This window comes from Haloarcula pellucida, from assembly GCF_014647235.1.
Taxonomy (GTDB): domain Archaea; phylum Halobacteriota; class Halobacteria; order Halobacteriales; family Haloarculaceae; genus Haloarcula; species Haloarcula pellucida.
On the sequence record NZ_BMOU01000001.1, the window covers coordinates 1023290 to 1037176 of the forward strand.

The 13887-nt window shown below is 65.2% G+C and carries 15 protein-coding genes and 1 tRNA gene; 9 read left to right on the forward strand and 7 right to left on the reverse strand.

All coding sequences use genetic code 11. From position 1 onward, the window contains the following. Positions 1 to 102: 102 nt before the first annotated feature. Positions 103 to 327 (reverse strand): hypothetical protein, encoded by a 225-nt coding sequence (locus IEY28_RS05350; RefSeq protein WP_166970445.1) that lies wholly within the window; start codon positions 325 to 327, stop codon positions 103 to 105. 99 nt (positions 328 to 426) lie between these two features. Between IEY28_RS05350 and IEY28_RS05355 the strand changes: the two genes are divergently transcribed. Next, entirely contained in the window at positions 427 to 864 is a 438-nt protein-coding gene (locus tag IEY28_RS05355; RefSeq protein ID WP_188995217.1) for a GNAT family N-acetyltransferase, read from the forward strand. 201 nt (positions 865 to 1065) lie between these two features. On the opposite strand, the gene IEY28_RS05360 is transcribed toward IEY28_RS05355, so the two are convergent. Continuing rightward, positions 1066 to 1139 (reverse strand) — tRNA-Lys (locus IEY28_RS05360). Positions 1140 to 1303: 164 nt separating this feature from the next. Here IEY28_RS05360 and IEY28_RS05365 point away from each other — a divergent pair. Next, a complete protein-coding gene (locus IEY28_RS05365; RefSeq protein ID WP_188995219.1) occupies positions 1304 to 2764 on the forward strand; it encodes a DHH family phosphoesterase in 1461 nt (486 codons plus the stop codon). Here IEY28_RS05365 and IEY28_RS05370 read toward each other — a convergent pair. Further along, positions 2761 to 3072, reverse strand: a complete 312-nt coding sequence (locus IEY28_RS05370) for a PRC-barrel domain-containing protein (RefSeq protein WP_166970453.1) — start codon at positions 3070 to 3072, stop codon at positions 2761 to 2763. The genes IEY28_RS05365 and IEY28_RS05370 overlap by 4 nt on opposite strands. Positions 3073 to 3287: 215 nt before the next feature. Between IEY28_RS05370 and IEY28_RS05375 the strand changes: the two genes are divergently transcribed. After that, positions 3288 to 3719 (forward strand): SRPBCC domain-containing protein, encoded by a 432-nt coding sequence (locus IEY28_RS05375; protein ID WP_188995221.1) that lies wholly within the window; start codon positions 3288 to 3290, stop codon positions 3717 to 3719. 67 nt (positions 3720 to 3786) lie between these two features. Continuing rightward, positions 3787 to 4134 (forward strand): thioredoxin family protein, encoded by a 348-nt coding sequence (locus IEY28_RS05380; RefSeq protein WP_188995223.1) that lies wholly within the window; start codon positions 3787 to 3789, stop codon positions 4132 to 4134. 362 nt (positions 4135 to 4496) lie between these two features. On the opposite strand, the gene IEY28_RS05385 is transcribed toward IEY28_RS05380, so the two are convergent. Continuing rightward, positions 4497 to 5036, reverse strand: a complete 540-nt coding sequence (locus IEY28_RS05385; protein WP_188995225.1) for a DUF7504 family protein — start codon at positions 5034 to 5036, stop codon at positions 4497 to 4499. Between the two features lie 155 nt (positions 5037 to 5191). On the opposite strand from IEY28_RS05385, the gene IEY28_RS05390 reads away from it, so the two are divergent. Together IEY28_RS05390 and IEY28_RS05395 are read left to right on the forward strand one after the other, a co-directional pair. Beyond that, complete coding sequence (locus IEY28_RS05390; RefSeq protein ID WP_188995227.1) at positions 5192 to 5866, forward strand: hypothetical protein; 675 nt, start codon at positions 5192 to 5194, stop codon at positions 5864 to 5866. A 46-nt stretch (positions 5867 to 5912) separates the two neighbouring features. Then, positions 5913 to 6599, forward strand: a complete 687-nt coding sequence (locus IEY28_RS05395; protein WP_188995229.1) for a protein sorting system archaetidylserine synthase — start codon at positions 5913 to 5915, stop codon at positions 6597 to 6599. Here IEY28_RS05395 and IEY28_RS05400 read toward each other — a convergent pair. Then, positions 6584 to 7390, reverse strand: a complete 807-nt coding sequence (locus tag IEY28_RS05400) for an alpha/beta fold hydrolase (protein WP_188995231.1) — start codon at positions 7388 to 7390, stop codon at positions 6584 to 6586. The genes IEY28_RS05395 and IEY28_RS05400 overlap by 16 nt on opposite strands. A 149-nt stretch (positions 7391 to 7539) precedes the next feature. Between IEY28_RS05400 and IEY28_RS05405 the strand changes: the two genes are divergently transcribed. The 3 genes from IEY28_RS05405 (at position 7540) to IEY28_RS05415 (ending at position 10985) form a co-directional block, all read left to right on the forward strand. Next, entirely contained in the window at positions 7540 to 7788 is a 249-nt protein-coding gene (locus tag IEY28_RS05405; RefSeq protein WP_188995233.1) for a DUF7127 family protein, read from the forward strand. Then, positions 7788 to 10055, forward strand: coding sequence for a CDC48 family AAA ATPase (locus IEY28_RS05410; protein WP_188995235.1), 2268 nt, complete (start codon positions 7788 to 7790; stop codon positions 10053 to 10055). Before IEY28_RS05405 ends, IEY28_RS05410 begins: the two co-directional genes overlap by 1 nt. A 96-nt stretch (positions 10056 to 10151) precedes the next feature. Continuing rightward, the gene (locus tag IEY28_RS05415; protein ID WP_188995237.1) at positions 10152 to 10985 is read left to right on the forward strand and encodes a cytochrome c oxidase subunit 3; all 834 of its coding nucleotides are present in this window, start codon (positions 10152 to 10154) and stop codon (positions 10983 to 10985) included. On the opposite strand, the gene IEY28_RS05420 is transcribed toward IEY28_RS05415, so the two are convergent. Next, on the reverse strand, positions 10982 to 11494 hold the full coding sequence (locus IEY28_RS05420; RefSeq protein ID WP_188995239.1) for a DUF7979 domain-containing protein: 513 nt from the start codon (positions 11492 to 11494) through the stop codon (positions 10982 to 10984). The genes IEY28_RS05415 and IEY28_RS05420 overlap by 4 nt on opposite strands. A gap of 3 nt (positions 11495 to 11497) precedes the next feature. Further along, complete coding sequence (locus IEY28_RS05425; protein WP_188995241.1) at positions 11498 to 13771, reverse strand: DUF6789 family protein; 2274 nt, start codon at positions 13769 to 13771, stop codon at positions 11498 to 11500. Positions 13772 to 13887 lie beyond the last annotated feature (116 nt).

Sequence of the window (13887 nt, forward strand, 5' to 3'; positions counted from 1 at the left end):
CACGCGTCCGGCGTCGACGGCTCATACTGGTGGCTGTAACAAACTGGAGTAATTCGCCACCCCGGGGTGGCGAATATCTGTACGAACTTACAGCCACCAGTATCAGTCGTAGTAGTCGTCGTCGAGCGGTAGGTCCACGTCGACGCCGCGTACCGACTCCACCGACGCGGACAGTGCCAGCGTGTCGCTACACTCTGGACACACTGTCGCGACGTCGACGTACAGTGTGCCATCTCGTTCGTAGATGTCGAGTACGTCCGCGTCGGCGGGATAGAGGTACTCGGCCGACACCTCGTGTTCGTGGTCGCTGGCATACTCCTCGGACATACACGGTGCCATACACCGGCCACGACATAGATATTTGCGGCGAGACCCGAGGCGACATCGAACGCAACATACTCCCCAGTCGGTTCGTTACTGGGGGCCATGCTCCCCTATGAGTGTTACGTCGGCGGGAACGCGGCGTTGGGTGACCAGGCACGCGCAGTCCGCCGTGCCGTCTTCATCGAGGAGCAAGGCGTCTCCGAGGCCGAGGAGATGGACGACAAGGACGACGAAGCGACCCACGTCGTCGTCACCGACGGCGACGACCCAGTCGCGACCGCCCGCTTCCGGTTCGTCGACGAGACGACCGCTCGGATCGAACGGGTCGCCGTTCTCGAATCCTACCGTGGTGAGGGACTGGGAGTCCGCGTGATGGACGCCGCCGAGACCACGGCCCGGGAACAGGGCGCGACGTCGGCGTTCCTGCACGGGCAGTCGCGCGTCGAGGGGTTCTACGAGAAACTCGGCTACGAGGCCGAGGGAGAGACGTTCGAAGAGGCAGGGATTCCTCACGTCGAGATGGGCAAGCCGCTGGAGTGAGCACGGTCGGTGCTACTTGCGGCCGACAACGAGGTAGACGACGAGCAACTCTATCGCACCGGGGAGTTGCAACAGTGGGAGGGACATACGGGATTCCACTCGGGACACCGACAAATGTTTTCGGGTGCCGGGAAGCCGGACGGGTCGGGTCGGCAGGGACGAGACACCCGCCGCTCACGCGTTTGGTTCGGTACAGGAAAGCGGGCCGGAAGGGATTTGAACCCTCGACCGACGGCTTAAGAGGCCGTCGCTCTGCCAGACTGAGCTACCGGCCCTGTCTGCACTCATTGGTTGCGGAGGCCCTTGTAAATACGTTTCCTTTCGAATCGGCGGACGTCACCGGCCTGCAAGCAGGGCGCGGCCGCCAGACCCGAGACGCGGACCAGCGCTCTCACCGAGACGGTGTGATATAAGTACGTGCCGTCCACACTCACACGCAATGAGTGCAGCCAGCGGCATCACGATGGCCTCAATGTCTACATACGCCATTCTGGGGTGTGGAAGCGTGGGCCACGCCGTGGCGGAGGAACTCGTCGACGAGGGAAAAGACGTCCTCATCCTCGATGCCGACGAGGGACGCGTCGAAGCTCTGCGAGACCAGGACCTCAACGCCCAGCAGGCGGACATCGCCGAGCAACACGTCGTCGAGACGGTCCGAGAGCGCGACGTCGTTCTCATCATGTCCCCGGACGTAAACGCCAACGCCGAGGCGGTCAAGAACATCCGAGCGGCGGACGGCGACCAGTTCATCGTCGCCCGGGCGGACGACCCCGTCTCGGCGGACGAACTCACCGAACTCGGGGCCGACGTGGTCATCAACCCGTCGGCGGTCATCGCCGACTCGGCGCTTCGGGCACTTGAGACGGGCGAGTTGGAGTACAAAGCCTCGCAGTTGAGCGACGTCATCGACGCCACCGAGGACCGGATGGCGATTCTCATCCACCGCTCGCCGGACCCGGACTCCATCGCCTCCGCGGCCGCACTGCGCGCTATCGCCGCGAGCCGTGACGTCGAGGCCGACATCATCTACGAAGGCGAGATCGGCCATCAGGAGAACCGCGCGTTCGTGAACCTGCTGGGCATCGAACTCGATTCCAGACGATCTGTCTCGCTGGAGGACTACGACACGTTCGCACTGGTCGACGTCGCGAAAGGCGGCGAACCCGACATCGATTCGGTCGACATCGTCATCGACCACTACGAACACGACCACGAGCACGACGCCGCGTTCTCCGACATCCGGCCGAACGTCTCGGCCACCTCGACCATCCTCACGAAGTACATCCAGGAACTGGACCTCACGCTCGACCAGACCGTCGCGACGGCGTTGCTCTACGGCATCCGCGCCGAGACACTGGACTTCAAACGGGACACCACGCCGGCCGACCTGACGGCCGCGGCGTACCTCTACCCGTTCGCGGACCACGACACGCTCGAACAGGTCGAGTCGCCGTCGATGAGTCCGGAGACGCTCGACGTGCTGGCCGAGGCCATCCGGAACCGCGAAGTACAGGGGAGCCACCTCGTCTCGAACGCGGGGTTCATCCGCGACCGGGACGCCCTCTCACAGGCCGCACAGCACCTCCTCAACCTCGAAGGGATCACGACGACGGCGGTGTTCGCCATCGCCGACGACACCATCTACCTCGCCGCTCGGTCGAAGGACATCCGGATGAACATCGGGAAAGTGCTCTCGGACGCCTTCGGCGACATGGGCGAGACAGCCGGGCACTCGACGGACGCGAGCGTCGAGATTCCGCTCGGTATCTTCACCGGACTGGACACGAGCGACGACAACCGCGATACTCTGCTGGAACTGACCGAAGAAGCCGTCAAGCGAAAACTGTTCGAAGCGATGGGCGTCGATAGTTCGAGCGGCGAAAGCTCGAACGGGAACTAGGCGGGAACCTCTTCTTCGTCTTCGTCCCCCTCGGCGTCCGGTTGTCGCAGACGCTCTACGATGTCGTTGACGATGACGACGTCGCCGACGGCCTGTACCCAGCGATACGGGACGATGGCGCCGCGAGACGAGCGTGCGTCGGCACCGAACAGTTCGTTGTTGAGTTGGTGGAGGGCGAGACCCGTGACCGCCTCGTGGTCGAGGTCCAGACGGATGTCCTCGACCTCGCCGACGAACACACCGTTCTTCGAGTACACCTCTCTGCCGACGAGCGTCGTAATCTCCTGTGGAGCGCTCTTGTGGTCCATACTCACCTGCTGGGCCGGACGGGTCTTAAACTTTCATTGCGCGTCAGACGCTCGTCTGCGACCGAGGTGGCGCGGGCCGTGACGTCCCCGACGCGTCGAACGCCGCCGTATCCGCTCTCAGAGGTGATCGGTTCTGGGACGGTCCTACAGCGGCCGGACAGACGAAGCGGAGACACTCGGGACGCTTTTCAGGAGACGAACCTAACGGAGCCACGATGCCGGAGGTATCCGCCAGTATCGACGTCCCAGCGCCGCCGAGCGTCGTCTGGAGAGTGTTGACCGACGTCGACGCCTACCCGCAGTGGAACACGCTGCTGTCGGTCGACGGCGAGTTCGCCGTCGGGGAGGCCGTCGCGGCGCGACTCTCGGTGCCCGGACTGCCGACAGTATCGTTCAGCCCGGAGATTACGGTCATCGAGCCAGCACGTGAGCTACGCTGGCGGTCACGTCTCTTCGGGTACGACGCCGAACACAGTTTCCTGCTCGTACCGCAAAACGACGGGACTACCCGGTTCGTCCAACACGAGACTATCGACGGACCGTTCGCCGGTCGCATCGTCGACCGCCTCGGTCGCCGGATGCGTCGCGGATTCGAGCAGATGAATGTCGGGTTGCGCCGACGTGCCACCGAACTCACGGAGCGGTGAGTGCGGTCGTGTACGCCACCGACACACCGACAGAGCGGTTAAGCATCGTGGTTGCGTAACACGCGGCATGGCGGACGCGAGCGAGACAGAGTCCACCGACACGCCGATACACGTCGAGAGCGAGGCGCACCTCGACGAACTGGTGGCGGACACGTCGGTCCTCCTCGTCGACTTCTACGCGGACTGGTGTGGTCCCTGCAGGCTACTCGAACCGGCGATAGAGACCGTCGCCGCGGACACGTCGGCAGGCGTCGCAAAAATCGACGTCGACGAAGCACCGGCGCTCGCTCGCGAGTTCGGCGTCCGCGGCGTGCCGACCCTGCTGTTGCTTGCCGACGGTGATCCGGTCGAGCGACGGGTCGGTCTCGAAGACGAGACGACGCTCAGAACCCTCATCGACGAACACCGCCGGTAGTGTCAGCACGCCCATACCGCGGTTTCAGTTCCGGACTCGTGAGGGGTACTCCGGGAACCACGGCCACCTGAGACGTGGTTGTCGTGCCGGAGACGGCGGACATCGAGTAACCGACTGACCTCGCGGTCGCTCCCGTCGTGGAAGACCTGTTGTGCTGGGGCATCGTCGCCCCGATACGCCCAGTGTACGCGGGTATTTCGGTGCGTCCGAATTCGTCGCCGGGTTACTCTTCGACACCGGCGTCGCGTACCGGGCCCCGGTCGTCACGGGAGGTCTCGCATCGGTTCCTGCCGCGCTACTGGTCGGACAGCGCAGCGCCTCTGTCCAGCCCGGGACAGAAGCGCCCGTGACGGGCGGCGAGTTCACCGACGGTCGACTTCGACGTCGAACGAACGGCGAAGCCGTTCGTACGTCTGGTCGTCGATAGCGTCCCTGACGAGCGTATAGACGCCGTAAATCTCGTGGTTGCGCGCGAGTGTAGCCACGTGGTCGAAGAATCGAAGCACGCGGTCCTCCCTCGCGTACAGCAGGAATACGTTCAGGTTGTCGAACACTAGCCACCCGCGGCCGGCCCCGAGTGAGTTCACCACGCGCGAGAGTCGCATACTGAGTCCCGTCAAGTCGTCCGGGACTACCGGGGCACTGGTCAACATCGGCCCGTCGTAGTCCACTTCCGACCCCGTTATCGGAATCTGTCCGACACGACTCAGGTCCGCACCGGCGTCGTCGAGGACGCTGGCGACGTCGTCCGGTGCCGTCGAAGACACCACGAGGAGGTTCGCGTAGGCACTCGGCGGCAGTTCCCTGAAGGGGGACTGCATCGTATCGAGCGACAGGAGCGCCTGTGCCCCCGGGTCGAGTCGTAACTCGCGGACACCGGTGGTGTCCCTGTTGCTGCTCACTGATGTCTCCCGCTTTCATCTGGTACTGGCACGTCCCCCAGCACCACGCTCGAACACATTCAACCCCACCTTGCAACTCAAATCTGCATGGTCGTATAAATACGTTCTGCACGACTCACCGCAACACTCATCCCGATCGTGTCGTGAGTGAACGTATGCCATCCCTGGTCGTCCACTACGCGTTTGTAGGGCTACTCGCGGCGACCGTACTCGGTGCGGCCTTCGACAGACGCTCGCTGTTGCTCTCGCTCGTCGTCGTCACGATTCCCGACGTCGATGCGTTCGTCGCGCTGTTCTCGCAGTTCGGCCACCGGACCGCGACGACGAACCTCGTCATCCCGGCGATACTGGCGGGCGTGCTAGCTATCGACAGCTACGTCCGCGAGGAGTCGTACGTCCGCAGTCGATGGGGCGCCTACGGCGTGCGGGTCGCGTGGTTCTGCGTCGTCGTCTACGCGGTCGGACACGTGCTGTTCGACGCCGTCACCGGCGGCGCCAACCTTCTGTGGCCCATCCACGACGAGTTTTACGTCTTCAGGGGGAAACTCGAACTGTCGAGTCAGCGGGGCATCGTCCAGACGTTCGTCGACTGGAACACCGGTGGAGGTGCCAACGACGGGGGCGGCGGTCCGTCACTCCAGTCCATCGGTAACACGAGCACCGTCCAGATGGACACCGGCGTCGACCCGACGCCGGGTCAGCGCGAACCGGAGAACGTCGACCGGATCTTCCCGGTCGCTCGCGGTGGCTGGCAACTGTACCTCCTCGTCACGGGGACGCTCGCGACCGCGGCCCGCTTCGTCTTCGGGCACGACCTCCCCGAGGAGTGACGCCCGTTTCGACTCTTTCATGTAGGCGGTGGCCCACCGGGCAGGCATGGGATTCGAGGTGCATCGCCGACTCAGTGTCGCCGACGCCGTCACGCTCGTCAACGCCGTCGTCGGGTTCGCCGCCGGGGCCGTCGCCTTCGCCGACCTCCATCTGGCCGCCCGCCTCCTCCTCCTCTCGGTCATCGTCGACGCCTTAGACGGCATCGTCGCCCGCAGTAGCGACAGTTCGGAGGTCGGCCCGCTACTCGACTCGATAACCGACGTGGTCTCCTTCGGTGTCACGCCGAGTCTGTTCGTCTACGTCCTGCTGACCGACGCCTTCGGCGGTATCGAGGCCGGAACGCCCCTCGTCTTCGTCGGCCTCGTCCTCGTGGCGTCGCTGTACGCCGTCCTCTCGGTGGTCCGGACCGCGTTCTACTCGACGTACTTCGACGCGCCCGACGAGCGGCCGGGGATGCCCAACTCGCTCGGTGCAATCGTCCTCGCGACGGCGTATCTGGCCGGCGTCACTGACCCCGTCGTCGTCGCCGCCGGCGTGGCCCTCCTCGCCGTCGCACAGGTCGCGCCGTTCGATTACCCTAAACCGGGCGTGAAGACCGTCGGACCGATGGGTGTGGTGCTGTTTGGCTCCGTCGTCGCACCGACGGCCCTCGGTCGGGCCGCGCCGAGACTCATGCTCGCCATCGCGCTCCTCTTTTTCGCGCTGGGCCCGCGGTACTACTGGCTCGACTGACCTGACTCCCCCTCGGACAGCCGAGCAGCGAGGAAGTCCTGCACCGTCTCGTTGAAGACGGCAGGCTGTTCGAGCATCGCGAGGTGTGCGGCGTCGGGGATCACGGCGAACTCGCCGGCAGGTATCTCGCTGGCCAGTCGCTCGTGGTAGGACCGGGGCGTGAGCGTGTCGTGTTCCCCGCACACCGCGAGGGTCGGCACGTCGACGTCTCCGAGGCGGCTGGCGACGTCGAACTGGTGACTGGTCAGAAAGTCCCGCCGGGTGACGGCCTGTCCCGTCTCGCGCATCTCCTCGCGGGACCGGGCCGCCAGTTCCCCGTCGGCGTCGTGAAAGAGACGGTCACGGCCGTGCAGGAACGCGACCGCGCGGTCGAAGTCCGTCTCCAACCAGTCCCTCAGCCCGTCGAACACCGGGAGCGTCGGGCCAGTCCCCACCAGCACGAGCGCCTCGGGTCGCCAGTCCGTCTCCAGCGTGACCCACTGGGCGACGGCGCCACCGAGTGAGTTCCCGACGAGGACGTCTGCGTCGACGGCGCGGGCGACGGCGACGACGTCGGCCGCGTAGGCCGCGAGCGTCTCGGGTCCCGGCGGGGAGTCGATATCGTCGGATTCCCCGTGGCCGCTCAAGTCGAGGGCCGCCGCAGGCCGTGTGGGACCACTCGGCGCGTACTGGTTCGCCCACGCGCGATGGGTCGCCCCGCTCCCGTGAACGTACAGTGCGACCGGCCCGTCGCCGTCGCCGCTGCTCACTCGGTACGCCGTTGTCCGCCCGTGGTGGGCGACTGTTTCCATGCGTGCACGGACGAGCGGCGGGAGAATAAAGCCATCCGACGACGACCGAAACGGTGTGAACCGCAAACAGTCAACTTTCTCGATGTAGCCGCCGTATGGCGCATTTTGGCGAAAGGTATAAATACTTGTCTCACTTACTCGTAGTTAGGATGAGTTCAGAACAACAGTTGTTCGACGAGACGCCGCTCCGCCGATTCGAGTACGACGACAGCGTCGTGCTCGCGGCGGACGTGGGTGCCTTAGACGATGCCAGCGTCGACGTCGTCGACGGCACGATCATCGTCGTCGCGGGTGACGAGCAGTACGAACAGGAGGTCCCGGAGGCCGCCGACGGACGAGCGTTTATCAACAACGGGGTCCTCACTATCGAACTGTCAGACGAGGAGGACTCTAACTGATGAAACTCACTGTCAAACCCCTCAAACAGAAGGACGCCGGACGTGGCCTCGCCGCCATCGACAGAGCCGCGATGGACGAGATGGACCTCGAGAACGGCGATTACATCGTCCTCGAAGGTAAGCAGGGCAACCGCGCCGTCGCGCGCGTCTGGCCGGGCTACCCCGAGGACGAGGCACAGGGCATCGTCCGCATCGACGGGCAGTTGCGCCAGGAGGCCGGCGTCGGTATCGACGACGGCGTCACCGTCGAAAAGGCCGACGTCAAGCCCGCTACCAACGTCACGGTCGCACTTCCCCAGAACCTCCGGGTCCGAGGCAACGTCGGCCCGATGATTCGGAACAACCTCAGCGGACAGGCCGTCACGCAGGGCCAGACGGTACCCGTGAGCTTCGGTCTCGGGCCGCTCTCGTCGATGTCCGGCCAGAAGATTCCGCTGAAGATAGCCGACACCGACCCCACGGGAACCGTCGTCGTCACCGACTCCACGGAGATTCAAGTCAGCGAGAAGCCGGCCGAACAGATTCGCGGTGAAGAGGGAGCGGCCGACCGTGGCTCGCCCGACGTGACCTACGAGGACATCGGCGGCCTCGACAGCGAACTCGAACAGGTCCGGGAGATGATAGAGCTCCCGATGCGCCACCCCGAACTGTTCCAGCAGTTGGGCATCGAACCCCCGAAGGGCGTCCTCCTGCACGGCCCGCCGGGCACCGGGAAGACGCTGATGGCGAAGGCCGTCGCCAACGAGATAGACGCGTACTTCACGACCATCTCCGGGCCGGAGATCATGTCGAAGTACTACGGCGAGAGCGAGGAGCAACTCCGTGAGGTCTTCGAGGAGGCCGAGGAGAACTCCCCCGCCATCGTCTTCATCGACGAAATCGACTCCATCGCCCCCAAACGTGGCGAGACGCAGGGCGACGTCGAACGGCGCGTCGTCGCACAACTCCTCTCGCTGATGGACGGCCTCGAAGAGCGCGGGCAGGTCATCGTCATCGGCGCGACCAACCGCGTCGACGCCATCGACCCCGCCCTGCGCCGTGGCGGCCGCTTCGACCGCGAGATCGAAATCGGTGTCCCGGACAAGGAGGGCCGCAAGGAGATCCTGCAGGTCCACACCCGCGGGATGCCCCTCTCCGAGGAGATCGACCTCGACAGCTACGCCGAGAACACCCACGGGTTCGTCGGCGCCGACCTCGCCTCGCTGACGAAAGAGAGCGCGATGAACGCGCTCCGGCGCATCCGCCCGGAACTCGACCTCGAATCCGAGGAGATCGACGCCGAGGTCCTGGAGAAGTTGGAGATCAGCGACGACGACGTCAAGGACGCGATGAAGGGCATCGAGCCCTCGGCGCTACGGGAAGTCTTCGTCGAGGTGCCCGAAGTCACGTGGGACTCGGTCGGTGGCCTCGAAGACACCAAAGAACGACTCCGGGAGACCATCCAGTGGCCGCTGGAGTACGGCGAGGTGTTCGAGTCGATGGACTTAGACGCCGCGAAGGGCGTCCTGCTCTACGGCCCGCCCGGCACGGGGAAGACGCTGCTGGCGAAGGCCGTCGCCAACGAGGCCGACTCGAACTTCATCTCGGTGAAGGGCCCGGAACTGCTGAACAAGTTCGTCGGGGAGTCCGAGAAGGGCGTCCGCGAAGTGTTCAGCAAGGCCCGTGAGAACGCCCCGACCGTGGTGTTCTTCGACGAAATCGACTCCATCGCGACCGAACGCGGTGGCGGACAGACCGACTCCGGCGTCGGGGAACGGGTCGTCTCGCAACTGCTGACCGAACTCGACGGTATCGAGGACATGGAAGACGTCGTGGTCGTCGCGACGACCAACCGCCCGGACCTCATCGACAGCGCGCTGTTGCGACCCGGTCGGCTGGACCGACACGTCCACGTGCCGGTGCCCGACGAAGAGGCCCGACGGGCCATCTTCACGGTCCACACCCGCGACAAACCTCTCGCAGACGGCGTCGACCTCGACAGTCTCGCCCGACGGACCGAGGGCTACGTGGGCGCCGACATCGAGGCCCTCTGCCGCGAGGCGTCGATGGCCGCGACCCGGGAGTTCATCAACAGCGTCGACCCCGAGGACATCGGTGACTCGGTCGGGAACGTCCGCGTGACGATGGACCACTTCGAGCACGCGCTCGACGAGGTGGGTCCGAGCGTCACCGACGAGACGCGCGAGCGCTACGCCGAAATCGAGAAGCGCTTCGACACCGCCGAACCCGACCTCGAAGAGGAAAAGGTCGGCCGGACGTTCCAGTAGTCCGACCCCCGGGTTTCGCACGTTCCGTGTACCTGCTGCCACGATGAGTGGCGCCACCGGACCAGTTTTTTAACGACCGCGGCCGCACTTCCGGCAATGGCCGGGTCGACAGACGTCGCGTCCGAGCACGCTCCCGACGGGTACGAGGACGAGGACGGTCACGAACACGAGCACCGGAGTCGCTGGCCGCTGGTCGCGGCCGTCGGCGCAGCGACGTTGTATCTCGGTGCCGGTCTCTTCTTCGTCGGCGGGGACCTCGTACCGTCGGTTCTCCCGACGGTACTCGCCCCCGTGGGTGCCGTGGGGCTCGTGGTCGGCCTCGCCGGGTGGGCCAACGAGGCGTTCGTCGCGGACTATCGGCAGTCGCGCGGCGGCGAGTCGGCCCTCTACAGCACCACGATGGTGCTGTTTCTCGCCTCCGACGTCGCGACGTTCTCGGCCGGCTTCGTCTACTACGCGTTCGTCCGCGTCGGTGCGTGGCCGCCCGACCATCTCCCGCCGCTGCTGGGGTCGCTCGTCCTCGTCAACACCGCGTTGCTGGTCGCCAGTAGCGTCACGCTCCACTACGGACACGAGGCGCTCGAGGCAGGGAACCGACAGCGCTACCTCGGGTTGCTGGGCGTGACGCTGCTGTTGGGTGTCGTCTTCCTCGTCGGGCAAACCGTCGAGTACTACGAACTCGTCGTCGAGGATAGCTTCACCTTCTCCAGCGGGATTCTGGGGAGCGCCTTCTACGGTCTGACGGGCCTCCACGGCCTCCACGTGGCACTCGGTGTCCTCCTCATCGGTATCGCGTTCGGGCGGTCGCTCCGCGGCCACTACACACCGGACCGAGACACGGCCATCCGGACGACCTCGCTGTACTGGCACTTCGTCGACGCCGTCTGGATCGTGCTCGTTCTCGTCCTCTACGTCGGATCGACGGTCTAACTGTCGGCGGACGCTTCGAGTGCGACCAGTTTTCGGTACAGCGGCGGCGTCAGTATCCCGACGACGCCGAACGCGATGGCGAACACGCCGAGCGGGAACTGTAGCGGCGCGGCGTCGAAACAGGGGTTCTCCGAGACGACGGTGACGTAGTGACGCTGGCCCTCGTAGCGGACTATCGACCCGTTGCGGAACTGGACGGCGTTCGGGAAGTCACCCGAGACGTGCGCCTCACCCCGCGGGTCCGAAAGGGCTTCGGTAAAGGCCGTCTGCTCGGCCGTCGAGAGCTCCTCGAACTCGAACCGGGCCACCTGCGGCGTCGTCTCGTTGAACCGTCGCTCCGTCGCCTCGGGCCCCTCGACGGCTATCGTGGGTTCGCCGCAGGTGCTGATCTCGTCTTGGATGAGCGCGTAGCCACCCGGCACGGCGGCGCCGATGCCGACGGCGACCAGCAGGACGCCGACGAACGGCGCGAGGTAGGTAAACAGCACCGACTCGGGTTGGTCGCTCATCGGTCAGCCCTCCATCTCCCGCGACTTACGTCGCCGCGAGCGGAGGTACTGGAAAGTCACGGTCAGTCCCAGCCCGTAGGCCCAGTGTGCGACGAGGACGAAGCCCAGATAGCCGACGAGCGCCAGTCCCCGCTGGCCCGTATAGAAGGCGATGGCGAACCCGGTCGAGATGAGCGTCGCGAACACCAACCCCGTCTCGAACAGCAGTCGCCCGGGGAGGTACTCCTGGAACGCGAGAAACAGCAGCGGCCACGTCACGGTGCCGCCGACGAGGAACAGCGCCGCCCCCAGCGCCGGGTCCGCCGGCAGGCCGACGAGTTCGGCGATCTCACCGAAGGAGACGGGGTCGAGGACGTCGACGACGATGGCGGTGCCGATACCGCCGGTCATCAGCACGGTGCCGACGAAGCCACCGGCGGCCGCCATCGACGCGTTCCGGTAGACGTTCTCGGCGACGGTCCCGACCCCGCCGAGGAGGCCGAGCGGTTCCATCTCCGGCGCGTACGAGCGCCGCGTGGTCGTCGGCTGGGCCGGTTCGAGGTCGTACTTCTCGACCATGCGCTCCTCGAACCACTGCCACTCGCGCGTGAACTGGTTGGTGGCTTTCAGTTCCCACGGGTCCGTCGTCTGGACCACGTCCCCCTGCCAATAGGACACCAGCATGTTGTAGAGCCACATGAGCGCGCTGAGGCCGACGACGTAGGCACCGACGGTCGCTATCTGCTGGGCGAGTTGGTACTCCGGCGGATAGATCGCCTGCCGACGGGGCAGGCCCAGTCCGCCGATGACCAGCAGCGTCATGAACGTCACGAACGCGCCAAAGACGAGGAGTGTCGCCTGGAACTTCGCGAGACGCGTATCGTACCACCGGCCGGTGATGAGGGGGTACCAGTAGTAACTCGCCGCGATCATCAGGAAGGGGATGATGCCGACGACGATGAGGTGGAAGTGGCCGACGACGTAGTAGGTGCCGTGATACAGGACGTCGATGGGGACGACTGCGAGGAAGACGCCGGTGACCCCGCCGACGATGAACGTCGAGATGCCGCCCGCACAGAGGATGAACGGGGCCGTCAGTGCTATCTCACCGTCCCACATCGTGGTGATCCAGTTGAACACCTTGATGGCGCTGGGAACGGCGATAGCGATGGAGATGGCCATGAACGACGCCTTGAGTCGCGGGTCGACGCCCGAGACGAACATGTGGTGTGCCCAGACGCCAAAGGAGAGGACCCCGAGTCCCAGCGTCGAGTAGACGACGAACTTGTAGCCGAACAGTTTCCGGCCGACGAACTTCGGGAGGAGCGTACTCATCAACCCAGAGGCCGGGAGAAAGAGGATGTACACCTCTGGATGGCCCCAGAACCAGAACAGGTGTTGCCAGAGGATGGGGCCGCCGCCTTCCGTCGCGAAGAACGCCGTCCCGAGGTTCCGGTCCAGCAGGAGCATCACCAGCGCGCTCCCGAGGAGTGGGAACGCAAACAGGGCGAGGCCGCTGGTCACGAGCATATTCCACGAGAAGATGTCCAGATTCGCCCACGTCACGTCGTCGGCCCGTTCGTAGACGATAGTAGAGATGAAGTTGATGGCGCCCACCGTCGTCGCGATACCCGAGAGGTGGAGGCCGAGCAACAGCAGGTCTATCTGCGGGTTCGGTTGCTGGACCGACAGCGGGGCATACAGCGTCCACCCGACGCTCACCTCGCGGACCGTAAGGAAGAAGGCGATAGCGTCATCGGGGAGGAACAGACTGAGAAACTGCCCGCCGACCTGCACGAGTAGCCCCATCCGCACCAGCAAGAGAGCCGGCGGTAACAGCCAGAACCCGATGGCGTTTACGCGCGGGAACGCCATGTCGTCGGCGCCGATGAGCAGCGGGAGGACGTAGTTCCCGATCCCGAAGAACACCGGCAGGACGAAGAATATCAGCATCGTCAGACCGTGCGTCGTAAACAGCGCGTTGTACGTCTCGGGCGACCAGATGTCCGCGGGCGGGGTGAGCAGTTCGGTCCGCAGCATCATCGCGTCGACCCCGCCCCACAGGCCCGCGACGGTGCCAAAGGCGATGTAGAGGAGGCCGATGTCTCGGTGGTTCGTCGTGGTCAGCCAGCGATACATCTGTGACCGGAGACGGCCGATCTCGAACTGTATCTCCTCGCGCGTGGTGTACCCGCCGTCGCTCTCTGGGCGTGCGCTGTGGCGAGCCTTGAACCAGAGTGTCAGTATCCCCAGTGCGAGAACCGCGAGGGCGGACCCCTCGACGACGGCCCGGTTCATCCTCGTCCGTCCGAGAAGCCGCCGGCAGTCGGGGGGCGAACAGTCCAGCGCGACATTGACACACACTGCCAGTCCCACGCTGATAAAACTACCCGACGACGGGGTAGCCGACGGAC